The sequence below is a fragment of the Nocardiopsis sp. NPDC050513 genome, assembly GCF_044457925.1.
Lineage (GTDB): Bacteria > Actinomycetota > Actinomycetes > Streptosporangiales > Streptosporangiaceae > Nocardiopsis.
Window position 1 is genome coordinate 87,749 of sequence record NZ_JBITHK010000004.1, and the last position, 22,618, is coordinate 110,366.

The window sequence follows — 22,618 nt, forward strand, 5'->3', positions numbered from 1 at the left end:
GGTGCGCCACTCCTGGGAAGGGACCGTTATGGCTGCTGAACGGCGCGGACGGGCAGGCGCGAGCGGTGGAGGAGGTAGCGATGGGACCGCCGACGAGCTGTGGGGACGGTTCGGGGCGAGACTGAAGGCGGCGAGAAGGCGGGCCTGTCGTTCGAATTCCTGGCTGACGAGTGCGTGACCTCGGCCGATCTCCTCCACGAGGTGGAGACCGGAAGGACCGCCCCCGATCGCCGTCTGATCGTCGATCTGGACCGGAAGCTGAGCGGGGAGGGTGTCCTGTGGGACGCCTGGGCGCAGGCCCTCATCACCGACGAACTCTCCGCCGGAGCCACCGTTGCCGACCTGATCCCGTCAGCGCAGCAGATCCGCGTGTACGCCCCGCTCGTCCTGCCGGACGCCTTCCTCACCGAGGGCTACGCCCGCGCGGTCAACCGGGCCGAGCGGCCGATGGAACCGAACCACTACCTCCACGACCGGCCCCAGACGTCCCGCCTGATGCCGACCACGTCCGGGCCGCCGTTCTACTGCGTGGTCGCGGACGCCGCCGCCCTGACCCGTATCGTCGGCAGCGTGGACGTCACCCGCAAGCAGTGGGAGTTCCTCCACGCACTGGCCTCCGGCGACCGGGTCAGCCTGCACGTCATCCCGCACGGCGCTTCCCACCACCCCGGCCTGCGCGGCGCGTTCTGGACCCTGTCTTTCTCACCCCGCCACGCCTTCGTCCACACCCCGCACCCGCGCGGCCCCGGTCACCTGGTCACCGACGCGTCGCTCGTCAAGGGATACGCCGATCTCTTCGCCACCCTCCAGGGTGCCGCGCTGTCCGCCCCCGACTCCCTGCGCTTCCTGGAGAAGCTGCTCCGCTCGCGAGAACCCGGGCCCAAGGCCATCGGCGTCGGTCCCGAACCCGCTCCGAGCTCAGACCACACCAGCGCCCCTGCGTCGACCGAGCCCCACGGCACCGTCGATGTCCTGCGGTTCCTCCGCTGAGGAGCACGGGACCCGAAACGAAGAATGCTCTGGCGGGTGCTTGCACCACCCACCAGAGCATGCCGACAACCGATGACGGAATCAACGGAAAGGAAAGCCGACATGCCCATGGTGCCGCACCCGCGCGCTCCGATCCACACCCCCACCCCACCCTTCGCCGGACGGCGCTGGCCCTCCCGCGACTACCCCGGCGACCTCGCCCAGACCACCTGGGTCCGCGCGGACCTGCGCGCCGACCTCGCCCGCCTGGAGGGCGCGGCCCCAGACTGGTCGGAGAGCGTGGTGTTGTGCGCGAGCGAGATGTTCGCCAACGCCTGTGACCACTCGCGCTCCGGTGAGGACCCCGACGGCCGCGTCATCCGCACCCTGTCGATGCCCACCGCCACGAAGGTGCACGTGTCGATCATCGACGACGGTGTCCGGGAGACGACCGCGACCATCAGCGGCCCCCGGATCCCCGCGCAGCGCACCGCCCAGGAATGGGAGGAGGCCGAACGCGGTCGGGGCCTGCTGCTCATCGACCACCTGGCCACCGCGTGGGGCACCCGGGCGGTCGTGGACTTCCCGTTCTGCGGCGGCCTGGGAACCGTGATCTGGGCCGAGTTCGCACTACCCGTCGCCGCGTGCGCGAGCGCGGGACGGTGAGCGGCGACATCCGGTGTCGCTCCTGGCCGGGCCAGCCGCACGGCCAGCGCTCCGACCGCGAGTAATACCTCCTGGCCGAGCTGCGTGGCAATCCCCGGGTCGCCTACCGCCAGGCCCACGGCGAGCTCCCCGTTTGGATGCGCGATCCGTCGCTTGTGCCGACCGTGCCGAGGTCCGTCCCCGTAGTCCAGCGCAGGCCGCACAGCCACCGCATACCCCGCTCCAGCGGTTGGATCCTGGCCACCCACACCGTCGCCGCCCTGACCGGCGCGCTGGTGTTCCACCTGACCATGGATCTGCTCTGAATTCGCTCATGTGAGGCCGTGCCGGGGGACCCACCGCCCCCGGCACGGCCGCCGCTGCGGTGCACGGAAGGCGTACTACTGAAAGACTGGAGCCATGCAGGACAACCGATTCTCGCTCACGCGTGTGCAGCTGCGGCACTACAGAAGCATCGCCAAGGCTGACATCAGCCTCGGCCCCTTGCTCTTCCTGGTGGGTCCCAACGGCTCGGGTAAGAGCAATGTGCTCGACGCGTTGAGGCTGCTGTCCGAGGCGTTGCAGACCACGCTGGATCACGCCCTGCGCACCAGGGGCGGTGCGGCCGAAGTACGTCGGCGATCCACCGGACACCCCAATCACTTCGGGATCAACCTGGAGTTCCGTGGACCCGCATCCTCTGGAAAGTACAGGTTCGAAGTAGGGGCAGTGCAGGGGGGCGGTTTCAAGGTCACCCGGGAGGAGTGCCATGTGCACACCACGGGAGTTGGGGACGCTCGTCGCGGAAGCTTCAAAGTACACAATGGAAAGCTGATCGAATCCTCCGAACCCGTCATGCCTCCGGCGAGTGAGAAGCGCCTGTACCTCGTCTCCGCCTCAGGCCTGGACATCTTCCAGCCTGTCTTCGAAGGGCTCGCCGGTATCAACGTGTTCAGCCTGAACCCTGACGCCATGCGCGAGCCGCAGGCCCCGGATTCAGGAGAGTTCCTGCGCAGGGACGGAGCCAACATCGCCAGCGTGATGCATCGGCTGGACCAGGTGGCCAGGAGCCGAATCGAGGAATACCTGCGCAACATCGTCCCGGGCATGCGCGGTGTGTCACGTAAGGACTTGGGAAACTGGGAGACCCTGGAGTTCACCCAGGAAGTTCCGGGGGCCCGCGACCCATGGCGGTTTCCAGCCCAGTCGGTCTCGGACGGGACACTGCGAGCTCTCGGAGTTCTCGTCTCGCTGTTCGCTGACAGTGGAGACACGCTCAGCACTATTGGCATCGAGGAACCCGAGAGTGCTTTGCACCCCGCGGCCTCCGGGGTGCTCCTGGACGCTCTGCGGGACGCGAGCGCTCGGCGTCAGGTCATCGTCACCAGCCACAGCCCCGATCTGCTGGATCGGGACGACTTCGAACTCGAGCAACTCTGTGCGGTCCGTTCCGTGGGAGGTGAGACCCGGATCGGTCCACTGGATGAGGCTGGCGCGCTTGCGATGCGGGAACACCTGTACACACCCGGCGAACTCCTGCGTACGGATCAGTTGCTCCCCGAAACGGCCCAGTTGTCCCTACCCTTGGAAGGAGCCTGATGTCCTTCGCGATCATCGCTCCCATCGTGGAAGGGCACGGCGAAATGCCTGCGGTTCGAGTTCTCCTCCCCCGTATAGCCGCTGAGTACTCCGGAACAGCGGTGCAGGTGGAACAACCCTTCCGTCTGGATTCCGCCAAGATGCGCAAGTCGGAGGAGTTGGCGAAGGCGATTCGTGTTCAGTCAGCGCGTGTACGGGGCCACGGCGGAGTCCTCGTTCTTCGGGACGGCGACGACAAGGACAAGAAGTGTCCTGTGGAGCTCGCCAAGGAGATGGCGCCGGCTCCGGGGGTGGTGAATGTGGCGGTCGAGATCGTCATCGCACGGCACGAGTACGAGGCGTGGTTCCTCGCCGCGGCCGAGTCTCTCCGGACGCATTCCGCGGTACGGGATGACGCTGAGGCGCCCGAGGACCCTGAGGTGCGGCGCGACGCGAAGGGGGCGCTGCGCGCCATCATGAACGAGCCCTACCGGGAAACCCTGCACCAGGCCAGGTTCTCGGCCGCCATGGACCTTCGCTTGGCCGAACGGCGCAGCCGCTCCTTCCGACGGTTGATCCATGCGGTACAGATCCTGGTCGGAGCACCCACCGGACGTCGCGAGCGGTGAGGCCGTGCCGGGTGACCCACCGGGGGACTCTTCGACGCCTGTGCCGCGAGTTCGGTGGGCGCCTGCACCGACGCCCGGCACGTCGTCGCGTACGGCGACGGCGAGGTGCGCCGCCAGTTCAACGTGTGCTTCCGTGCCCGGGTGGTCGGGGAGAGCTGGAGGTCGGCGACGCGTCGCACGAGGTCGGCTGGTGCGCGGCCGGAAGGTGCCGATGCACCGCACCCAGCGCGTGCGCGTCGAACACGCCCTGAGACGGGACGCACTCCACGCGGGCTGACCGGGGCTCGTAGCCGAGTACAGCACCGTCGCGGGTGTGGCCGCAGTCGGGCGCGGACACCGTGTGTCGGCGGAATGTGGTTGTCTTCTCACATGGGTGTGGAGATCGAGCGATTCCTGCGGTTGGTGACGGAACTGCCCGCATGCGCGCACACGGAGTCGGACGCCTACACGACGTTCCGTGTCAAGGGCAAGCCGTTCGGCTACCTGTGGCCGCGTACCGCCACGGTGGGGCTGAAGCAGACGCTGGTCGAACAGGCCGCGCTCGTGGCGGAGCGCCCCGAGGTGTTCGAGGTGCAGTTCACCGCTGGCGGGTTCGGCTGGGTGGTCGTGCATCTCGACGGGATCGACCTGGACGAGCTGAGCGAGCTCACCCTGGAGGCCTGGTACCTGACCGTGCCCGAGGACATGCGGGACGTCTCGCCGACGCCGGAGGCCCTCGTCGAGGCCTCGTCAGAGTGAGCCGCTGAACGTTCGCCGGTCGGGACACCGCGGCAGACCCCTACCCGAACATGCCCTCCGCGACGGCGGAGGACAGGTCGTGGCGCGGCTCGCGCCCGCCTGGGCCTCTTGACCCGGGTGATGTCCCAGGCGAACACCTGACCGAGCCCGCGCGATCGGCGACCCGGGAGCTCGCCCGGCTCCCCCGGGACTGCGCTCCTCGGGCAACGGGCGGTGTCCACCGACCATGTCCGAGTGCCCTCACGGAACGTCACCCGGGCCGTCTACGATCGCGGCCATGGATCCTCAGGCGTCGCTGTCCGTTCCGCTCCCCTCCGGCCGCGTGCATTCCTCCTACGCGGGAGACCCCCTGCTCTGGGTGAGCGACGAACCCGTGGCGGTCGGCCTGTGGCCCCGGCTGCTCGCCGAGTCCCCGCGGTCGGGATGGTGGCCGCTGCTGCTGGACGACTTCGACCGGCACATGGACCGGTTCCTGGAGGCGCCGACGCTCACGCGGTTCACCTCGGTCACCGACCACGATCCGGCCGAGCTCCTGGCCCGGTGGTGGGGGACCTACACCGGCTCCTTCGACCCCGAGCCGGGGGAGACCGGCCCGGACGTGACCGCCCCCTTCGGCACGGACTGGCCCGGAACGGTTCCCGCCGCCCCGCTCCCGCAGGGCGCGGCGGACGGTACGGCCGCCGAGTGCGCCGATCTCCTGGTCGAGTTCGTGTCCGGCCAGCGCCTGGGCCTGGTGCGGGCCCCCTCGGGGGCGCGGGCCCTGCTCGCGTGCGGATGGTCGGGCGCGCTCAACTACGACAACGACACGGCCGTCTTCGCCGCCGTCGTGGCCGACTGGGAGCGCCGGTTCGGCGCGCGCGTCCTGGGCCTGGGATTCGACACCCTGACGCTGAGCGTCGCCGCGCCGCCCACCGACCTCGACCAGGCCCTGCGCGTGGCCGCCGAGCACTTCGCGTTCTGTCCGGACCAGATCCTGCAGGGGCACGCCCACAGGCTTCGGGGCTACGCCGGGCACCTGGTCGACCGCCCCGTCTGGACCTTCTGGTGGGACTGAGGGGGCGCTCCGGCGGATGGGTTCACCGAGCGGGAACCCTCGGCGCCGGAACGGACGAGACGTGAGCCTCGACCCGGGGGCCTGGAGCTGGCGGGGGCGCTGGGCGTCTTGTGCGGGCCGCCGCGCGCAGTCGCCGGTGGTCAGGGTGTTTCGAGGAGCTCATGGAGCGCCTCGGCGAACTGTGCGGGGCGTTCGACCGGTCCGAGATGGCCTCCGGGGAGTTCGGTCAGGGGGAGGTCGAGCCGGGCGGCCAGGGCGGCCGCGGTCCGATAGGGCAGTTGGCCGCGGGAGTCGACACCGGCCACGGGGAGGAGCCTGCCAGCGTGCTCGTCGAGTGCGGCCAGGTCGGGTTCGTGGGTGGTGAACGGGACCAGGATGTGTTCCAGCATGACCGACTGAAGCTCCCCGAGGCGGGTGAAGAGCTCAGTGAGCGCGGGGCCGGGTGGTTCGGGCTCGGTGTCGGCGTAACCGTCGAGCCACGTGCCCGCGTGGCGGAGTTCGGGGGTCCCCGTGGCGGTGCCGGGGGCGGTCATGGCGGCCGTCATCAGCGCTTGGGCTTCGGCCGGGCCCTGGGTTCGTGCGGCGGCGCGCACCGATGCGAGCGCGGCGCGGTGGCGCGAGGCATCCGGCAGCAGGTTGACCATCGGCGGCTCGTGGACGATGGCCAGGCGGACGCGGTCGGGGTGGCGGGCCAGTAGTTCGAGGGCGGTGACGGCGCCGGAGCTGAATCCGAACACGACCGGCGGCGCGTCGAAGAGCGCGTCGATGAGGCCGAGCGCGTCTTCGGCGTGGTCCTCGGGGCGCTGGTCGCCGATCACCGTGTCGGGCTGTCGCCGGGAGGCCACGCGGCTGGACATGGCGACGACGTCGTACCGGTCGGCCAGACGCGAGGCGAACGGGTCGAACATGCCGCCGTGTCCCACGCCGCCGGGGATGAGCAGCAGCGGCGTGCCGTCGCCACGGCGGTCGTAGTTCACGGCGACGTCGTTCAGGGTGAGGGTGTCGGTGGGCACGTGATGTTCCTGTCTGGGGTCAGATCTGTGACCAGTGGGTCAGAGTGTGGTGGAGTGCGTTGACCGCGCGTCGCCACGAGGCGTCCAGGTCGCGGTCGGCGGTGAAGCCGCCGACGGCCTCCAGATCGCTGAAGCCGTGAAAGGTGCTGCGCAGCAGTCGGACCGCGTCGGTGGCGTCGGGTTCGGCCAGGTCGTAGCCGCGCAGCAGCGCGTAGCACGCTTCGACGATGCGCGTCACGCCGGTGGACGCGGCGAGCCTCTCGGGCGGCACCGGATACCGGGTGGCGGCGTACCGGCCAGGATGCCCGGTCGCGAACGCCCGGTAGGAGTCGGCGAAGGCGGTCAGGGCCGCGTGGCCGGACCGTCCGGCCACCGCCTGTCCCAGGGTGTGCGCCCATTCGTCGTGTGCCAGCAGGGCCACGCTCTCCAGGAGGTCGGCCAGGCCTCGAACGTGTGTGTACAGGCTGGCGTCGCGGACACCGAACCGCTCGGCGAGCACCGCGAGCGTCAGGCGGTCGAATCCGATCTCGTCGGCGACGTCGGCGGCGGCGGACACCAGCGTGTCCCGGGTGAGTCCCACGCGCGGCATGAAATTCCTAAGGCTCCTAGGTTTTTTCCTATATTGCCTAGGATTTGACGCCGGGGCAAGTCGGTTGCCGCGAGTGAGGTCGACGCGGGGGGCGGTACACCGCGCCGCGCTCGGGCGGGACGGGCTCGCCGAAGGCGACCGCCGACGCCACGCCGGGGCATCCCCCCGCGACCGGGGTCAGTGCCCTCCGTCGGTCAACCGCTTCTTCTGGACCTTGCCCATCGCGTTGCGCGGCAGGGCCTCGACCACGCGCACCTCGCGCGGGCGCTTGTGGACCGACAGCCGGGCGGCCACGTGGTCGACGACGGCCGCCGGGTCGACGGCGTCGCCCACCAGGTAGGCGACGATCCGCTGCCCGAGGTCGTCGTCGGGCTCGCCGACCACCGCGGCCTCGCGTACCGCGGGGTGGCCGAGCAGCACCGCCTCGACCTCCCCCGCGCCGACCCGGTAGCCGCCGGTCTTGATCAGGTCGACCGACATCCGGCCGACGATCCGGTGCCAGCCCTGGCCGTCGCGGACCGCCGCGTCGCCGGTGCGGAACCACCCGTCCTCGGTCCACGCCGCGGCGGTGGCCTCCGCGAGACCGCGGTAGCCGTCGAACAGGGTGGCGCCGCGGACCTGGAGTTCACCGACGGCCTCCCCGTCGGACGGAACGGTAGCGCCGCCCTCCCCGCGCAGCCGCGACTCCACGCCCGGCAGTGTCGTGCCCACCCATCCGGTGCGGCGCGGCGCGTCGGCGCGTGCGGCCAGGGTGATCAGCGACTCGGTCATCCCGTACCGTTCCACGGGGCTGTGGCCGGCCAGCGCGCGCAGGTCCTCGGCCACCGGGTCGGGGAGGGCGGCGCTGCCGGAGACCAGCAGGCGCGCCCCGGACAGGGCGCGGGCGGCGGCCGGTTCGCGGGCGATCCGCGACCACACGGTCGGCACGCCGAAGAACAGGGTGCCTCCGTCCCCGGCCGCGGCGGCGTAGGCGGCGGGGGAGGGGCGGACGGTGTGCACGAGGGGACTCCCCACGCGCAGGGCTCCCAGCACGCCCAGGACCAGACCGTGCACGTGGAACAGCGGCAGCCCGTGGACGAGGACGTCGTCGGGGGTCCAGGCCCAGGCGTCGGCGAGCCCGTCCAGGCAGGCGGCCATGGCTCCCCGGGAGAGCACGGCGCCCTTGGGCGGACCGGTGGTCCCGGACGTGTACAGGATCAGCCCGGTGGACCCGGGGGACGGTTCGGCGAACGCGGCGGACGAGCGTTCGGAGGGGTCGACGGGCACCGCGGGAAGGTCGACGCCCTCCCGCTGGTCGCCCAGCCACAGTGCGGCGCCGGAGTCGCGCACGATGTGGCGGCGCTCGTCGGTCCCCGCGTCGGACGGAACCGGCACCACGGGGACACCGGCCAGCAGGCCGCCGACCACCGCGACCACCGTGCGCAGCGAGGCCTCCCCGTGCACGGCGACGGCCTCGGCCCCGGCGATCCGCCGGGCGACGGCCGCCGCCGCGGACCACAGCCCGTCGCGGTCGAGTTCCCCGTCACCGACGCGCACCGCGGGACCGTCGCCCGCACCGGAGCCCAGCAGCATGTCCCGTCCCCGCTCTCGTCCGTCCCCGATCCGGTCGCGAGCCAGTAGACCACACACCGGACGCACGCCCCGCCGCGTGTTCGCTGGAGCGGTACGGCCGACAGAGCCCGTACGGAGGCCGTGGGTGTCGACGGGCGCCGTCGGCGAAGGGTGGCCGGGCACCTGCTGGACGGCCGGCGGCCGCGTGCCGGGGTCCGCGCCGAACTCGGGCGGCCGGGCACAGGGGCCGCCGTCCCGAGCGTGCTCGGGCGCGGCCACGCGACCGCCGGAGCCGCCCGGTGGTCCGGGCGGTTCGCGGCTGGTCAGGGGTTGACCGCCGGGACTGCGCGCGTCAGCCCCGGTGCGCGGGGCCGGGACGCAGTCCGAACGGGACGCCGAGGCCCGTCAGCCAACCGCCCTCCTCCAGCAGGCCGAAGACCTCCTGGGTGACCTCCTGGTCCGGGGCCCGGCGGGGCGGCCAGCCGAACTCCGCGGACACCATCGCCCAGCTCGGGCCGTGGCCGTGTTCGTCGCGGTAGTCGGCCACCCACCGGGCGACCGCGGCCTCGCGGCCCGCGAGCAGGTCCCGGGCGCGGTCGGGGACGGGAACCTCGGCGGGTGTGGTGGCCGGGGCGACCCGCGGCGGGGTCGGCGGCACGAACGGGACCGGCGCCATGGGCATGGTCAGCTCGGTCAGGTGCGCCTCGACCGTCGGCCCCTCCGTCCGCAGGTCCCGGATCCAGTCGAGCCGCAGCAGCCACTCGGCCAGCTCGGTGACCTCGTCCGGCCCGCCGGTCAGGGCGCAGGCGGCCACGACGTCGTCGACCGGCAGGCGGATCCGCCCCCCGCTGTCGGCCTCGGCGGCCAGGTAGGCCGCGACCAGGCGCAGGCGGTTGGGCTTCTTGCGCATCTTCTTGTGGGTCAGGCTGCGGGTCACCCAGCCGGAGGCGCGCGAGCGCACGCCGTTGCCGACGTCCCACGGGTTGCCCTGGAGGTCGGGCAGGCCGCACCGGGCGATGTCGGAGGGCTCGGCGTTGATCGCCCGTTCGGGGGTGGTGTCGAGCCATCCGGACGAGACCAGTGTGCTCAGGGCGGCGTGCGCGTCCTCCATGCGCAGCGACCGCACGTCCTGGCCCGTCATGTTCGCGTAGCCCTTGATCGCACCGCGCAGGGCGCACGTGAGCGCGAGCAGACGGCTGTCGGGATCGTCGCCGACCGAGCGCCGTTTCAGGTAGGTCCACACGTCGCGGAGGAAGCCGGACTGCAGTTCGTTGAGCGGCAGCGGGCCGCGCTTGTGCGGCTTCTTGGGCTCCTCCCGCTGCCGTCGCAGGTGCTCCTGCTCCTTCCTCTTGCGCTCCTTCTTGGTCGAGGGCTTCCTGCGGTCGGCCCAACCGGGCGGGATGCTGATTCCCAGTTCGGCGCAGCGGGCGCACTCCATCGCCGCCGCCAGGTCCTCGTTGGGCTTGTGGAACCTGGGCTGGGGGACCTTCGCGGGCCGGGAGGAGACGTGCACGTCACTGGTCACGGTGCGTTGCGTCATGTGAGGAGGGTAGCGACGATCCCGTCCCTGTTGTCCGCGATCCACGGAATCGGGCGGCCTACGCACGCGTGGGCGGTCCGAGCACCGCACCGACCGCGCTCGCGGCCCCGGCGCGGATCCGGTCCCAGCCGTAGCCGCTCTCGCGCAGGTGGGCGTTGAGGTCGGCGTCCACCATGCCCAGCAGGACGTGGGCGAGGTGGTCGGGGTCGGGGCGGTCGGCGCACAGGATCGCCAGGTGCCGGTGCCAGAACACGTAGGACCCGACGCGGTAGCGCACGCCCGGCGCGGACGTCTCCGACAACCGGACCAGGTCGAGGTGGTCGGCCAGGTGGGTCAGGTAGGCGTCGAAGAAGGCCAGCGCGCGTTCCCGGGCGGGCGCGCCCGGGCCGAGCGGGGGATCGCCGAAGACGATCCGCTCCTGGAGTTCGCGTTCGCGTCGGTCCAGCAGCGCGGCGACCAGTCCGGACTTGTCGCCGAACCGGCGGAAGACCGTCCCCTTGCCGACCCCGGCCGCGCGGGCGACGGCGTCGGCGGTGAGCGCCTCCACACCGCCCTCGGCGAAGAGGCGCGCGGCGGCGTCCAGGAGGCGGGCCCGGTTGCGTGCCGCGTCGGCCCGCTCCCGCGGGGGCCGCCGCAGCACCTGAAGCAGTTCGTCGTCCACGTCGAGCAGTCTACTAGACAAACGGACTTTGGTCCGGTTAGGCTCGTCGACGTAAGCGGACCGCAGTCCGGATAGAGGAGGACGAACATGACCGCACTCATCAGCCGTGAGGAACTCCAGGGGCACGTCGACGCGGGGACGGTGACCGTGGTGGACGCCCTCGGCGGCGCCTACTACAAGCAGCAGCACCTGCCCGGCGCCGTGGCACTGCTCGCCGACGAGGTGGCCGACCGGGCGGCCCGGGTGCTCCCCGACAAGGACGCCCTTATCGCCGTCTACTGCTCCAACCCGGCCTGCGGCAACAGCCAGGCCGTGGCCACCGCCCTGGAGGGGCTCGGCTACAGCCGGGTGCGCAAGTACCGCGAGGGGATCCAGGACTGGGTGGAGGCCGGGCTGCCCGTCGACAAGGGCTGACGCGACGCGTCGGGGAACCGGCCACGCGTCCGGTGGGGCAGGATCGGTGCCATGGGTGAACTGGTGCTGATCAGACACGGGCAGACCGAGTGGAGCCGCGCACGGCGGCACACCGGTCGCACGGACCTTCCCCTGACCGAGCGGGGGGAGCGGGAGGCCGAGGCCCTGCTCCCCCTGCTCGCCGGGCGCGACATCGACCTGGTGGTGACCAGCCCGCTCCGGCGTGCGGTGCGCACGGCCGAACTGGCAGGTCTGGGGGAGGCGGTCCCCGACCCCGACCTCATGGAGTGGGACTACGGCGGCTACGAGGGCGTCACCACCGCCGAGATCCTGCGCGAGCGGCCGGGCTGGAACCTGTGGACGGACGGGGTTCCGGAGGGCGACGGGGAGCACCCGGGGGAGAGCGTCGAGCACGTCGGGGAGCGCGTCGACCGCGTGCTGGCCGCCGTGTCCCTGCTGCTCGGGAACGCGTCCGGACCCGACGTGGCGCTGGTGGCGCACGGCCACGTCCTGCGCGTGCTCACCGCGCGCTGGCTTGGCCTGGCGCCCTCCGAAGGAGCGTTGTTCCGCCTGGACACCGGGGCCGTGAGCACCCTCGGCCGCGAACACGGACGTCCCGTCATCACCTCCTGGAACCGCACCGCCTGAGCACGTCGGGATCCGGGAGGCGTGTCTGGGCCGGGCGTGGCCCGAAGAGCGTGCCACGTCCGTACCCGGGGTGGGCCGGGCACGGCCCGCGGCGTCAGTCGCCGCGGTCGGCCTCCTGCCCCCTCGGGCCGTGCCACCGGTAGGGGTGCACGGTGACGTCCAGGTGTTCGGGCGCCGTCGGCGGGTAGCGTCCCGCGCGGCGCCCGAAGGACCGTGCCCACGGGGCGGCCGTGATCCCGTGCGCGTACACGCTCAACAGGACGGTCACACCCGCGACCAGGAGGATCCGGTCCGCCTCGGCGATGTCGCCCTGCTCGACCACGAGCAGGGCGAACACGATCGACGCGAGCCCCCGCGGACCGAACCAGCCGAGGAAGCACACCGTCTCCGGGCGCAGCCGCGCTCCCAGGGTCGACAGGGCCACCGCGAGGGGCCGCACCACCGCCAGGCTCAGCACCGCGTACGCCAGGGTCCGCCCGTCGACCTCGCCGATCAGAGGGCCGATGATCACCGCCCCGAACAGGGCGAACGTCATCAGCGTGAGGAGTTCGCCCTCGCGTTCGGCGAACTGGTGCACGCACTCCCGCTGGCCCGAGGCCAGCCCTCCGAAGGCCAGACCCGCGACGAACACCGCCAGGAAGCCGCTGCCCGTCGTCACCTCGGCGCCGGCGTAGGCCAGCCCGGCGACCCCGACCGAGAACAGGCGGCGGTGGGTGGCGTTGACCCATCCGGCGGCGTCGGCCCGGGTGATCGCCCACGCGCCGACCGCGCCCACGGCGACACCGGCCAGCGCCCCCACCCCGATCTGCCCCGCCGCGAAGCCGACCCACGACCACGCGGACCCCTCCAGCCCCTCCGAGGCGGCCGCGAGCGCGGCGAACACCATCACGGCGGGCAGGGCGATGCCGTCGTTGAGCCCGCTCTCGACGTTCAGGCTCTGCCGGATCCGCACGGGCAGGCGCCGGTCGGAGACCATCGCCGTTCCCAGCGCCGCGTCGGTGGGCGCGAGCACCGACGCCAGCAGCGCCGCACCCGCCAGGCTGAGACCGGGCAGGAGTCCGTAGGCGACCCCCGCGCCGATGGCGATCGCGAGGGGCATGCCGACTCCGAGGAGGCGGAGGGGGATGTGGTACTCGCGTCGCAGCACCCGGAGGTCGATGCGGACGGCGTCGGTGAACAGGACGAGCACCAGGGTGGCCTCGGTGAGGACGCGGACGGTGGTGCTCGTGGCGCTTCCGCCCAGCAGACCCAGCCCTCCGGCTCCCAGCAGCAGACCGCCGGTCGTGAACACCATCGGCGCCGTCAGGGACGTCCCCTGGGTGCGCCCCGAGACCAGCGCGTAGCCGATCAGGAGCACGGCGAACGCGATCACGTCCGACACACGGCCACCTCATCCCGGTCGACGCTCCGACACCGATCGTGTCAGCACGGACCCGGTGAGGCGAGCACCCCACGCTGGACCCGCGCCGATCGGTCCGCGACTCTCCGCCCCCTCAGGTGTGGCGGTCGAGCACGTCGGCGAGGACCTCGCAGGCACGGCGCAGCTGGGACAGGTCGGCTGAGCCGTAGCCGATGACGAGACCGTGCACGGTGGGCTCCCCGGGACTCGTGTGGCCGGTGTCCACGACCAGGACGCCGTGTTCGGCCGCGGCGTCGACCACCCCGGCCACGGCGTGCGCGGGGAGCGGAAGCAGCACGTGCAGCCCCGCGGTGTCCCCGGTCAACCGCGGCCCCAGGTACTCCACCAGCAGCCCGCGGCGGCGGGCGTACTCCCGGCGCATACGGCGCAGGTGCCGGTCCAGGTCGCCGCGTTCCAACAGCAGGGCCGTGGCCGCCTGGGCGGGACCGCTCGTGCGGTCGGTCAGCTGTGCCCGGACCTCGGCCACCCGCTCCACCAGGGCGGGTCCGGCGACGAGCCACCCGATACCCAGGTCGGGGGAGAGCGTCTTGGACAGGGTGCCCAGGAGGATCACCCGGCCCGGGTCCAGACCGTACAGGGCGGGCAGCGGGGCGACGTCGTACCGGAACTCGGCGTCGTAGTCGTCCTCGACGACCATCGCCCCGTTCGTCCGCGCCCACGCCAGGAGCCGCTCGCGTCGCGGGATCGGCAGCCGCCCGCCCAACGGGTACTGGTGGGCGGGCGTCGTGTAGGCGACGGACAGGTCTCGGGGCAGGTCGTCGGTCAGGATCCCGTCGTGGTCGACCGGGCAGGGGACGACCTCGGCCCCGCGCGACCCCAGGACGCGGTGGGCCTTGGCGTAGCCGGGGCTCTCCACCCCCACGCGCGTGCCGGGGCCGAGGAGGGTCGCCGCGACCAGGTCGAGGCCGTTGCCGGTGCCCCGGGTGACCAGGACGTTCTCCGGCCCCACCCGGACACCGCGGGCCCGGCGCAGGTGCTCGGCCAGCAGGGCGCGCAGACGGGGCAGGCCGCGCGGATCGGGGTCGTCGTCGAAGGGCTCCTCGGCCGCGTGCCGCCAGGCCCGGCGCCAGGCGGAGCGGTCGATGTCGAACACCCACGGTGCGCCCGGCCGGAGGTCGACCGACCCCCGCCGCCTGGCCTCCGGCCGGGACAGGCGCGGAGCGCAGGGGCGTACCGGGGGCGGGGCGACGGTGGGCAGGGGGCCGTGGTCGGCGACGAAGGTCCCGGACCCGTGCCGTCCCTCCAACCAGCCCTCCGCGTAGAGCTGCTGGTAGGCCTCGGTCACCACGGTCCGGCTGACCCCCAGCTGCGCGGCGAGGGCACGGCTGGAGGGCAGGCGCTCGCCGGGCTGGAGGTAGCGCTCCGACATACCCTCGCGCAGCGCGTTCGCCAACTGCGCGGTGAGCGGCGAAGCGGCGTCGCGATCCAGATCGATGGGCAGGTCGGTGAGGTGCCGTGCCACAGTGGTCTCCTGTTTCGGGCCGGAAGTGGACATGGTCTGGGTATCCACTTCTGTCTAGCGTAGGAGCATGCTCTCCACCACCGAACGGACCCGGCTCGGCCGGGCCAAGCACAAGGCCAGGACCGACCGCGCCGAACTGTACGACCTCCTGGACGCCGCACTGGTCTGCCACCTCGGAGTGGTCGTGGACGGCGCGCCCATGGTGGTCCCCACCGGGTACGGACGCGTCGGTGACACCCTCTACCTGCACGGATCCACCGGAGCGCGGTCGCTGCGCGTCCCGGGCGAGGTGTGCGTCACCGTGACCCTGCTCGACGGCATCGTCCTGGCGCGCTCCACGTTCCACCACTCGGTCAACCACCGCTCCGCCATGATCTACGGGACACCGCGCGTGGTCACCGACGAGGACGAGCGGACGGCCGGGCTGCGGGCGCTGACCGAGCACCTGGCCCCGGGGCAGTGGGACGTGGCGCGCCGCCCCAACGCCAGGGAGATGGCGGCCACGCGCGTGCTGGCGCTGTCGCTGGAGGAGGCCTCGGTCAAGGTGCGGACCGGCCCGCCCGCGGACGACGACGAGGACCGCGCGCTGCCGGTCTGGGCGGGCGTGCTGCCGGTGCGCCAGGTCTTCGGCGAGCCCGAGCCCGACCCCGCGCTGGCGTTCGACCTGGCGGTGCCCGACCACGTCGCGCACCGCCCCGACCCGGCCTGAGCCCGGCCGAGCATACGGGGAGTCCGCCACCGAGGACCTCATTACCGCTGGTCAGCGTGTGTCTCCACGAAGATCGTGCCTCCGTGTCATTGACTGGTTCTCGACTGTTGTGCCGAGTGGGCTTTCGGAGGAGAAGGCATGTCTGTTCGGAAAACGCTGTGCACCGTCGCGCTCGGGGTCGTCGTCGGGCTGGTCCCCGGATCGGTGCACGCCCAGACCCCGGAGGAGCCGGTGGAGGTCCGGTGCGAGTCGACGGGTTCGTTCTGGGGCCTGGTGATCTGCGCCGCCACCTGCTCGGAGGCCCTCGGCAAGGAGGCCGTGACGCTGCAGGAGTGCCGGGAGCTGGAGGACTCGACGCGGTAGTACTCCTGCGGTGGCGGCCTGGTGCCTCCCGGGATCCGATACCGATGCGCCGGACGCGGAACCCGTCGGCCGGTTCGGGTGTCGGAGTCCTCTGTAGAGGTGAGTACGCCGGGGCGGTCGGGACCGGCGACAGGAGATGAGGTACCAGCCCGTGTTCGGAATTCTGCGTCCGTGTCGGCACACCCTGCCCGACGGACTCGCCGAGGAGTGGATGTCCCACATGTGCGGGCTGTGCCTGGCGCTGAGGGACGACCACGGGCAGGCGTCCCGGGTCGCCACCAACTACGACGGCCTGGTCGTGTCGGTCCTGGCGGCGGCCCAGGCCGAGGAGTGCGCGGGCACCCGGACGGCGGGCCGTTGCCCGCTGCGCGGGATGCGCGGCGCGGAGGTCGCCGACGGCGTCGGCGCGCGCCTGTCGGCGGCGGTGTCGCTGATGCTGGCCTCCGCGAAGATCACCGACCACATCGAGGACGGAGACGGCTTCTACGCCAGGCGGGGTGTGCGCGCGTTCGCCGGGCGGGTGGCGCGACGGTGGCGCCGGGAGGCGCAGGAGTCGGGCGCCAGGCTCGGGTTCGACTCCGCCGGGCTGCTGGCGGTCGTCGACCGCCAGCGCGAGGTCGAGCTCGCGGCCGGGCCTGGAACCGACGTCCTGACGGTGACGCGGCCGGCCGAGGAGGCCACCGGGGAGGCGTTCGCGCACACCGCGGTGCTGGCGGGGCGGCCCGAGAACGCCGGACCGCTGCGCGAGGCCGGTCGTCTGTTCGGCCGGATCGCCCACCTGCTGGACGCGGTCGAGGACCGCGAGGACGACGAGGCGAAGGGGGCGTGGAACCCGATCACCGCCACGGGCACCGGTGTCGGGCGGGCGCGCCAACTGTGCGACGACGCGGTCCTGGGGGTCCGGCTGGCGCTGGACGAGGCGACGTTCGCCGACGACCGCCTGGTCCGCGCGCTCCTGGTGCGTGAGCTGCGCCGTGCCGTCGACCGGACGTTCGCCCACGCCGGGTACCCCGGTCAGGGACATCCCGCGCACGGCCACCCGCCGTACGAGCCCCCGGGCCACCGGCACCCTGGTCACCAGCGGCGTCGCCGTGAACGCGGCGGCGACCGCTCCTCCGCCGGCGGTGACGGGGGGGACCACGGTTCCGGCGGTTCCTCCGACAAGGGCAGGTGCTGCGGATCCTGCTCGTGCGACACCCCCGCGTGGTCGCACCCGCCCCGGAAGCGCGGCGTCCTGGCGGGATGCGGAGTCGCGCTGTTCATGTGCTGCACCTGCCAGTTCTGCTGCCGGGACCCCCATCCTGGGCCGTGGTCGGGCCAGCCGCGGCACTCCTGGTGCGACGCTTGTGAATTGTGCAACTGCTGCAACTGCTGTGACTGTTGCTGCTGCGACTGACACCCGCACCGTGGCCGGAAACGGCCAACCGCCCGACAACGCACACACTGTCCCGGCGGGACTGCTAAGAGTGGTCGCGGTGGCGTGTGTCCGCGTCAGCCATCCTTCCTTCCCCCGTGAACACGAGGAGCCATGGTGGGCGATCTGTGCCTGCGCATCGGGTTCGACGATGACGTCGACGAACGCCAAGCGGTCCGGGAGACCCGTGGTCTCCTGCGGGTACTGGAACGCCTGGACGCGGACCGTGTGGAGTTCACCCGGGCCGAGGACGCGGAGGGCACACGCGCGGGCGACCCCGTCACGCTCATGGGCGCGGTCACGGTCGCCGGACTCGCGGGCCGGTTCGTCGTCAAGGAGGCGGTCACGCTGATCACCGCCTGGCTGGAGACGCGGGCCGACCGGACCGTGACCCTGGAGGTCGGCGACGTCAGACTCACGGCACAGGGGCCCGTGTCGGCCGAGGAGGTCCGATCCATGGCCGAGGCCCTCGCCAGCGCCTTGCCCGACGCGACCGCCGGCCCCGGCGGCGGGGACGCCGTCCTCGACGGAACCGGGGAGGAGCGGTGAGCCCCAGGCGCCGGCGTACGCGTACCGCCGTCCTCATCGGCGTCGGCGTCCACGACGGGGGAGACTTCCCCGACCTGGCCTCCCCCCGGGCGGACCTCGACGTGATCGGCGCCGCTATCCGGCGCAACTGCCAGTTCGACCAGGTGCGCGTCCTGCCCGACCCGACGCGGGCCCAGGCCTTGGAGGCGATCGAGGCGCCACTCGTGGAGGGGCACCCCGACGACCTCGTCCTGGTGTCCTTCTCCGGCCACGGGTTCATGCCGGACCGCACCGGGCGCCTCCACCTCGCGCTCCGGGACACGCGCAGGGGGCGTCCCGCGGCCACGGCGATCTCGGCCGAGCAGCTCCAGGGCCTGCTCAGCGACTCTCCGGTCACCAGCAAGGTGCTGCTGCTCGACTGCTGCCACAGCGGCTCCTTCGCCGACACCTTCGCGACCCGCTCGGCCGGCGACGACCCCGGCATCGACTTCGAGTACCAGCTCCAGGGCAGGGACAGCGGCACGGGCACCTATGTGATCGCCGCCTGCGGTGCGGGCGAGCGCGCCCACGAGGGCGACAACTCCGGTGGCGCGCGGCCCTCCCCGTTCAGCGCCGCGATCGCCGAGGGGTTGGGCGGCGCGGCCGCCGACGCCGACGGGGACGGCTGGTGCGACGGGTTCGACATCTACCAGTACGCACACAGGAAGGTCGCCGACGACGGCCGCCAGTCCGTCACCGGCTTCGTCCTGGGCATGCGCGGCACCCTGCGGCTGGCCCGCCACGCCGGATCGCTCACCGCCACCCCGCTCGCCTCCGGCGGCACGCCCCCGGGCGGTTCCGCCGGCCCGGCCGCCGTGAGCGGTGCGGTCGGCGACGCTGGCGAGCGGGCGACACCCGCCGCCCGTGCCCCGGCCGCGCCGGACTTCCCCAGGGTGCTCGACTACCTGCGTTCGTGCGTGGGCCGCGACGGCGTCCTGCGGCAGCTTCCCGCGCTCGACAGCGGGGAGGTCGCCGTCTGCCCCGTCGGGAGCGAGCCCCTGCTCACGGGTGTCGCCGAGCGCTGGCCGCTCAGCGGGAGCGACGTGGTGCGGGTGGCAGACAGGGCCCGCCAGGCCGGCGAGGTCCTGCGCTACGGCTATCCCGCGGTCCTGTTCCCCGCGCGGGGACGCGGCCGCGGGCGGGACACCCGGGTGGCACCGCTGTTCGTGATGGACGTCGAGGACGTCACGGAGGCCGGACGGCGCCACCTCGTACCCGTGAGCGAACCCCAGATCAACCAGGCCCTGCTCGCCGCCGTGACGAGGCTCTCGCACGAGGACGTCGCGGAGCTGACGGCGTGGTTCCAGGCCAACCGGTGGGGGGACGGGGTGAGCGGGCTCTCCGACCGGGCCCGCCAAGTCTGCGACCGGCTGGACCTGCGTCTGCTCGCGCCCTTGGAAGCGGGGGCGCTCGGCGCGCGGCTGAGTACCGGCCAGCCGCACCGCGACGGTGTGCAGAACGTCGCGATCGTGTACCGGGCCAACCCCGCGGACCAGGCGAACAAGCAGCTCCTCGGTGACCTGGACCACCGGAACACGGGGATCGGGGTCGACAGGATCGGCTCGACCGCTCTCGGCGCTCTCGACATCCCCGTCGAGGGGGCGGCACGGGCGGTGCCCGCCGGGACCGGACCGGTGCTGCCCGTCGTCACCGGCCGAAGCAACACCGCACAGGAACGGATCGTGGACAGCGCGATGCGCGCTCCGCTGACGGTGGTCACCGGAGCGCCGGGAACGGGCAAGAGCACGCTCATCACGGCCGTGGTGACCTCCGCCGTGGCGGCGGGCCAGTCGGTGCTGGTCGCCTCGACCAACAACGACGCCGTGGACGTGGTCGTCGAATCGGTCAACGCCCTCGTGGACGGGACCGAGCTCATGGTCCGGACGGGCAACGCGGACAGGCGGGCCCGGGAACCGGAGATCCTCAGCCGGATGCGCGACGCGCGCATCGCGGTCTCGCCGGCGGAGTCGGCGACCGCCCGGCACCACCTGGCGGACCTGCGACGCCGACTCGACCACGCGCACCGGCGCCTGGCCGCCATCGGCGCAGCCGAGCACCGACTCGCGGTCCTCGCGCCGGTGCGGCACCGGCTCCGCGGCGCCCTTCCCCGCGAACTCGACATGTCCGGGCTGGGTGACGCCGGGGCCGTCCGCCTGTGGCGGCAGCGCCTGGAACGGGCCCTGCGACCGGGGTGGACCGCGTGGCCCTCCCGCCGGTGGAACAGGCGGCTGGTACGGCGGGGGCTTCGGGTCGAGGCGTCACCGGCCACCGCCGACGTCCTGATGCGGTTCTTCGAGGTCGAACTCGACTGGGCGGACCGTCTGCGTGCCTCGGTCGAGGCGGAGGCGACCGGAGACGCCGCGCTCGCCCACCACCGCGCCCTGGCGCGGGCCCGGGACGAGCGCCGCGGGCACAGCCGCACCCACCTTCTGGGTGAGGTGGCGCGGTCGCTGGCGGAGGGGCGCCGGGCCCTGGACACGCGGCTGGAGTCCCTGCACCGAGGGCAGAACGGATGGACGGGTGTGCCCAGGCTCGTGCGGACGGTCCGGGCGTGGGCGACCACGTCGCGGTCGGTGCGGGGCGCGCTTCCTCCGAACCCGGCGATGTTCGATCTCGTGGTGGTGGACGAGGCCGGCCAGTGCACCGCGGCCGACCTCGTGCCCCTGCTCTACCGGGCCCGGCGGGCACTGGTGATCGGCGACCCGCACCAGCTGGAGCCCGTGAACACCCTCGAGCACGAGGACGACCGCCGGCTCCAGGAAATCGCGGGGCTGGACCCCGACTGGTTGGACGCGCGGGCCCTGGTCCACAGCAGGACCTCGGCGTACCACGTCGCCGCCGCCGCGGTGACGCGCGGGGGCGGCGACGTCCACTGGCTCGACGAGCACTACCGGTGCCACCCGGACATCGTCACACCGGTCAACCGCCGCTTCTACGGCGGCCGGCTCTCCGTACGCACCCCGACGCCGGAACTCGTGGCGCCCGCGGACCCGGCCGTGACCTGGATCGACGTCAAGGGCGCGACGGACCGACCGGGCGACAGGTCGTGCCGGAACGTCAAGGAGGCCGAACAGGTGGTCGAACTCCTGCTCCGGCTGCGGGGCGAGCTGCCCGGGGACGCGACGATCGGGGTGGTCACCCCGTTCCGGGCCCAACTGACGGAGATCCACGGCCAACTCGCGCCGCACGCGCCGAAGGGGGTCGAGGTCGGCACCGTCCACACCTTCCAGGGGCGGGAGTGCGACGTCGTGGTCATCAGTCCGGCGGCTTCGGCCGGGGTTCGGCGAAGTACGGGGCAGTGGGCCCAGCGGCAGCAGAATCTGTGGAACGTGGCGGTCACCCGGGCGAAGTCGCGGCTGTACGTCGTGGGCGACCTGGACTACTGGGAGCGCCAGGAGGGAGTGCTCGCCGACCTCGCCCGACCCGCGGGGACGGATCGCGGGAACCCCGACGTGGAGGCGGCGTGCCAGCGGTTGTTCGGCGCGCTCGCCGACCGCGGGGCGGCTCCGAGGGCGGGCACGCGTGAGGGCGGCTACGCGTGCGACCTGTGGGTCGACACGGCGGCGGGACCACGCGCGGTCGTGGTCGACGACGCGGGGACCGGTGATCCGGTCGCCGTCGACGCCGGACGCCGACTGGAACGCGTCCTGGACCGGGTCGCACTGTTCGAGGCGGTCTCCGGAGTGCCGACCGTGCGTGTGCCGCTGTGGCGCTGTCTCGCCGAGCCCGAGGCGGTCGCCGAGGAGCTGTCGGGCGGCGCGCGGGGCAAGGGCGGAACCGCCGCCGCACCCCAGGCCGTCCGTTAGCGCAGGTGGGAGGCGCCGTTGACGTCCAGGACCGCTCCTGAGCTCCACACGGCCTCGGGGGAGGCCAGGTAGCGCACCGCGGCGGCGATCTCCCGGGGGTCGGCGACGCGGCCGAACGGGCTGTCGGCGCGGACGGCGTCGGTGAGACGGTCCGCCACACGCTCGGTCTCGACGAAGCCCGGCGCCACCGAGGCGACGCTGATGCCGTGCGGCGCGAGCGCGACCGCGAGCGACTGGCCGAGGGAGTGCAGGGCCGCCTTGCTCGCACCGTAGGCGGGGTGGTCCGGCTCGCCGCGGTAGGCGCCCCGGGATCCGACGTTGACGATGTGTCCGCGCGTGCCCCGGTCGATCATGTGCCGGGCGATGAGGTAGCTCACATTGGCCGCCCCGAAGACGTTCACGTCCATGACCGACCGCCAGGCCGTCCGCCACTCGTCGAAGGAGACCGACGCGACCGGGTGCGCCGGGTTGAGCGCGGCGTTGTTCACCAGGACGTCGATCCCGCCCGCGCGGTCGACCGCGCGCCCCACCAGGGACGCGGCCTCGTCGGGGTCGGCGAGGTCGGCCTGGAGGAGGATGTGGCCCTCGCCGGGCAGCCGCTCCAGCGTGGTCTCCGCCTCGTCGCGTCGGCTCCCGCAGTGCACGACCACCCGGTCGCCCTGCTCGGCGAAGGCCAGGGCGATCGCCCGGCCGATCCCTCGGGAGGCTCCGGTGACCAGGACGTTCCGGCTCACGCGCTCCCCCCTCGCTGGATCGCGGCGCGTCGTTCGTCTCTCATCCCAGGGCATGGCATATCCGTGACCCTAGCGCCCGAATCCGCCCATTGATCCCCCGTTGACGCGGTGGGG

22 protein-coding genes are annotated in these 22,618 nt (G+C 72.9%); 14 read left to right on the forward strand and 8 right to left on the reverse strand.

Translation table 11 applies throughout. The features are described from left to right. Nucleotides 1-174: 174 nt before the first annotated feature. From ACIBFB_RS08325 to ACIBFB_RS08355, 7 genes are all read left to right on the forward strand, one after another. Nucleotides 175-990 carry a DUF5753 domain-containing protein gene (locus ACIBFB_RS08325; RefSeq protein ID WP_397227685.1) on the forward strand — a complete coding sequence of 272 codons (816 nt, stop codon included), beginning with the start codon at nucleotides 175-177 and terminating at the stop codon, nucleotides 988-990. Nucleotides 991-1,092: 102 nt separating this feature from the next. After that, the gene (locus tag ACIBFB_RS08330; RefSeq protein WP_397227687.1) at nucleotides 1,093-1,635 is read left to right on the forward strand and encodes an ATP-binding protein; all 543 of its coding nucleotides are present in this window, start codon (nucleotides 1,093-1,095) and stop codon (nucleotides 1,633-1,635) included. Nucleotides 1,636-1,799: 164 nt separating this feature from the next. Continuing rightward, nucleotides 1,800-1,940, forward strand: coding sequence for a hypothetical protein (locus tag ACIBFB_RS08335; RefSeq protein ID WP_397227689.1), 141 nt, complete (start codon nucleotides 1,800-1,802; stop codon nucleotides 1,938-1,940). 94 nt (nucleotides 1,941-2,034) lie between these two features. Next, complete coding sequence (locus ACIBFB_RS08340; protein WP_397227691.1) at nucleotides 2,035-3,213, forward strand: AAA family ATPase; 1,179 nt, start codon at nucleotides 2,035-2,037, stop codon at nucleotides 3,211-3,213. Further along, the gene (locus tag ACIBFB_RS08345; protein ID WP_397227693.1) at nucleotides 3,213-3,821 is read left to right on the forward strand and encodes a DUF4276 family protein; all 609 of its coding nucleotides are present in this window, start codon (nucleotides 3,213-3,215) and stop codon (nucleotides 3,819-3,821) included. Before ACIBFB_RS08340 ends, ACIBFB_RS08345 begins: the two co-directional genes overlap by 1 nt. A gap of 369 nt (nucleotides 3,822-4,190) precedes the next feature. After that, entirely contained in the window at nucleotides 4,191-4,559 is a 369-nt protein-coding gene (locus ACIBFB_RS08350; RefSeq protein WP_397227695.1) for an MmcQ/YjbR family DNA-binding protein, read from the forward strand. A gap of 277 nt (nucleotides 4,560-4,836) precedes the next feature. Next, nucleotides 4,837-5,613 carry a DUF4253 domain-containing protein gene (locus tag ACIBFB_RS08355; RefSeq protein WP_397227697.1) on the forward strand — a complete coding sequence of 259 codons (777 nt, stop codon included), beginning with the start codon at nucleotides 4,837-4,839 and terminating at the stop codon, nucleotides 5,611-5,613. A 140-nt stretch (nucleotides 5,614-5,753) separates the two neighbouring features. On the opposite strand, the gene ACIBFB_RS08360 is transcribed toward ACIBFB_RS08355, so the two are convergent. The 5 genes from ACIBFB_RS08360 to ACIBFB_RS08380 all read right to left on the reverse strand — a co-directional run bounded on the left by ACIBFB_RS08360 (nucleotide 5,754) and on the right by ACIBFB_RS08380 (nucleotide 10,967). Next, nucleotides 5,754-6,626: an alpha/beta fold hydrolase gene (locus tag ACIBFB_RS08360; protein WP_397227699.1), complete on the reverse strand. Its 873-nt coding sequence runs from the start codon at nucleotides 6,624-6,626 to the stop codon at nucleotides 5,754-5,756. A gap of 19 nt (nucleotides 6,627-6,645) precedes the next feature. Then, nucleotides 6,646-7,215, reverse strand: a complete 570-nt coding sequence (locus tag ACIBFB_RS08365; RefSeq protein ID WP_397227701.1) for a TetR/AcrR family transcriptional regulator — start codon at nucleotides 7,213-7,215, stop codon at nucleotides 6,646-6,648. Nucleotides 7,216-7,392: 177 nt separating this feature from the next. Further along, nucleotides 7,393-8,787 carry an acyl-CoA synthetase gene (locus ACIBFB_RS08370; RefSeq protein ID WP_397227703.1) on the reverse strand — a complete coding sequence of 465 codons (1,395 nt, stop codon included), beginning with the start codon at nucleotides 8,785-8,787 and terminating at the stop codon, nucleotides 7,393-7,395. Between the two features lie 331 nt (nucleotides 8,788-9,118). Further along, entirely contained in the window at nucleotides 9,119-10,306 is a 1,188-nt protein-coding gene (locus ACIBFB_RS08375) for a hypothetical protein (protein WP_397227705.1), read from the reverse strand. Between the two features lie 58 nt (nucleotides 10,307-10,364). Next, nucleotides 10,365-10,967 (reverse strand): TetR/AcrR family transcriptional regulator, encoded by a 603-nt coding sequence (locus ACIBFB_RS08380; protein WP_397227707.1) that lies wholly within the window; start codon nucleotides 10,965-10,967, stop codon nucleotides 10,365-10,367. A gap of 87 nt (nucleotides 10,968-11,054) precedes the next feature. Here ACIBFB_RS08380 and ACIBFB_RS08385 point away from each other — a divergent pair, with 87 nt between their 5' ends. After that, nucleotides 11,055-11,381, forward strand: coding sequence for a rhodanese-like domain-containing protein (locus ACIBFB_RS08385; protein ID WP_397227709.1), 327 nt, complete (start codon nucleotides 11,055-11,057; stop codon nucleotides 11,379-11,381). 51 nt (nucleotides 11,382-11,432) lie between these two features. Next, nucleotides 11,433-12,029, forward strand: coding sequence for a histidine phosphatase family protein (locus tag ACIBFB_RS08390; RefSeq protein WP_397227711.1), 597 nt, complete (start codon nucleotides 11,433-11,435; stop codon nucleotides 12,027-12,029). A gap of 94 nt (nucleotides 12,030-12,123) precedes the next feature. Here the strand turns inward: ACIBFB_RS08390 and ACIBFB_RS08395 are convergent, their stop codons facing one another. Together ACIBFB_RS08395 and ACIBFB_RS08400 are read right to left on the reverse strand one after the other, a co-directional pair. Beyond that, on the reverse strand, nucleotides 12,124-13,410 hold the full coding sequence (locus tag ACIBFB_RS08395) for a cation:proton antiporter (protein WP_397227713.1): 1,287 nt from the start codon (nucleotides 13,408-13,410) through the stop codon (nucleotides 12,124-12,126). A 112-nt stretch (nucleotides 13,411-13,522) separates the two neighbouring features. Continuing rightward, nucleotides 13,523-14,911 (reverse strand): PLP-dependent aminotransferase family protein, encoded by a 1,389-nt coding sequence (locus ACIBFB_RS08400; RefSeq protein WP_397227715.1) that lies wholly within the window; start codon nucleotides 14,909-14,911, stop codon nucleotides 13,523-13,525. 67 nt (nucleotides 14,912-14,978) lie between these two features. Between ACIBFB_RS08400 and ACIBFB_RS08405 the strand changes: the two genes are divergently transcribed. From ACIBFB_RS08405 to ACIBFB_RS08425, 5 genes are all read left to right on the forward strand, one after another. Beyond that, complete coding sequence (locus ACIBFB_RS08405) at nucleotides 14,979-15,620, forward strand: pyridoxamine 5'-phosphate oxidase family protein (protein ID WP_397227717.1); 642 nt, start codon at nucleotides 14,979-14,981, stop codon at nucleotides 15,618-15,620. 138 nt (nucleotides 15,621-15,758) lie between these two features. Next, the gene (locus ACIBFB_RS08410; protein ID WP_397227719.1) at nucleotides 15,759-15,983 is read left to right on the forward strand and encodes a hypothetical protein; all 225 of its coding nucleotides are present in this window, start codon (nucleotides 15,759-15,761) and stop codon (nucleotides 15,981-15,983) included. A gap of 151 nt (nucleotides 15,984-16,134) precedes the next feature. Continuing rightward, nucleotides 16,135-17,379: a DUF5685 family protein gene (locus tag ACIBFB_RS08415; RefSeq protein ID WP_397227721.1), complete on the forward strand. Its 1,245-nt coding sequence runs from the start codon at nucleotides 16,135-16,137 to the stop codon at nucleotides 17,377-17,379. Nucleotides 17,380-17,511: 132 nt separating this feature from the next. Further along, nucleotides 17,512-17,946, forward strand: coding sequence for a hypothetical protein (locus ACIBFB_RS08420; protein ID WP_397227723.1), 435 nt, complete (start codon nucleotides 17,512-17,514; stop codon nucleotides 17,944-17,946). Then, nucleotides 17,943-21,770, forward strand: a complete 3,828-nt coding sequence (locus tag ACIBFB_RS08425) for an AAA domain-containing protein (protein ID WP_397227725.1) — start codon at nucleotides 17,943-17,945, stop codon at nucleotides 21,768-21,770. The genes ACIBFB_RS08420 and ACIBFB_RS08425 overlap by 4 nt, the downstream gene beginning before the upstream one ends. Here the strand turns inward: ACIBFB_RS08425 and ACIBFB_RS08430 are convergent. Next, complete coding sequence (locus tag ACIBFB_RS08430) at nucleotides 21,767-22,504, reverse strand: SDR family NAD(P)-dependent oxidoreductase (RefSeq protein WP_397227727.1); 738 nt, start codon at nucleotides 22,502-22,504, stop codon at nucleotides 21,767-21,769. The two genes, ACIBFB_RS08425 and ACIBFB_RS08430, sit on opposite strands and share 4 nt — an antisense overlap. Nucleotides 22,505-22,618 lie beyond the last annotated feature (114 nt).

Bases quoted from the DNA above. Each gene is read 5' to 3' on its own strand.
- ACIBFB_RS08330 (WP_397227687.1), top strand. From the start codon at position 1,093: ATGCCCATGGTGCCGCACCCGCGCGCTCCGATCCACACCCCCACCCCA.
- ACIBFB_RS08340 (WP_397227691.1), top strand. From the start codon at position 2,035: ATGCAGGACAACCGATTCTCGCTCACGCGTGTGCAGCTGCGGCACTAC.
- ACIBFB_RS08345 (WP_397227693.1), top strand. From the start codon at position 3,213: ATGTCCTTCGCGATCATCGCTCCCATCGTGGAAGGGCACGGCGAAATG.
- ACIBFB_RS08350 (WP_397227695.1), top strand. From the start codon at position 4,191: ATGGGTGTGGAGATCGAGCGATTCCTGCGGTTGGTGACGGAACTGCCC.
- ACIBFB_RS08355 (WP_397227697.1), top strand. From the start codon at position 4,837: ATGGATCCTCAGGCGTCGCTGTCCGTTCCGCTCCCCTCCGGCCGCGTG.
- ACIBFB_RS08365 (WP_397227701.1), bottom strand. From the start codon at position 7,215: ATGCCGCGCGTGGGACTCACCCGGGACACGCTGGTGTCCGCCGCCGCC.
- ACIBFB_RS08370 (WP_397227703.1), bottom strand. From the start codon at position 8,787: ATGCTGCTGGGCTCCGGTGCGGGCGACGGTCCCGCGGTGCGCGTCGGT.
- ACIBFB_RS08375 (WP_397227705.1), bottom strand. From the start codon at position 10,306: ATGACGCAACGCACCGTGACCAGTGACGTGCACGTCTCCTCCCGGCCC.
- ACIBFB_RS08385 (WP_397227709.1), top strand. From the start codon at position 11,055: ATGACCGCACTCATCAGCCGTGAGGAACTCCAGGGGCACGTCGACGCG.
- ACIBFB_RS08390 (WP_397227711.1), top strand. From the start codon at position 11,433: ATGGGTGAACTGGTGCTGATCAGACACGGGCAGACCGAGTGGAGCCGC.
- ACIBFB_RS08405 (WP_397227717.1), top strand. From the start codon at position 14,979: ATGCTCTCCACCACCGAACGGACCCGGCTCGGCCGGGCCAAGCACAAG.
- ACIBFB_RS08410 (WP_397227719.1), top strand. From the start codon at position 15,759: ATGTCTGTTCGGAAAACGCTGTGCACCGTCGCGCTCGGGGTCGTCGTC.
- ACIBFB_RS08420 (WP_397227723.1), top strand. From the start codon at position 17,512: ATGGTGGGCGATCTGTGCCTGCGCATCGGGTTCGACGATGACGTCGAC.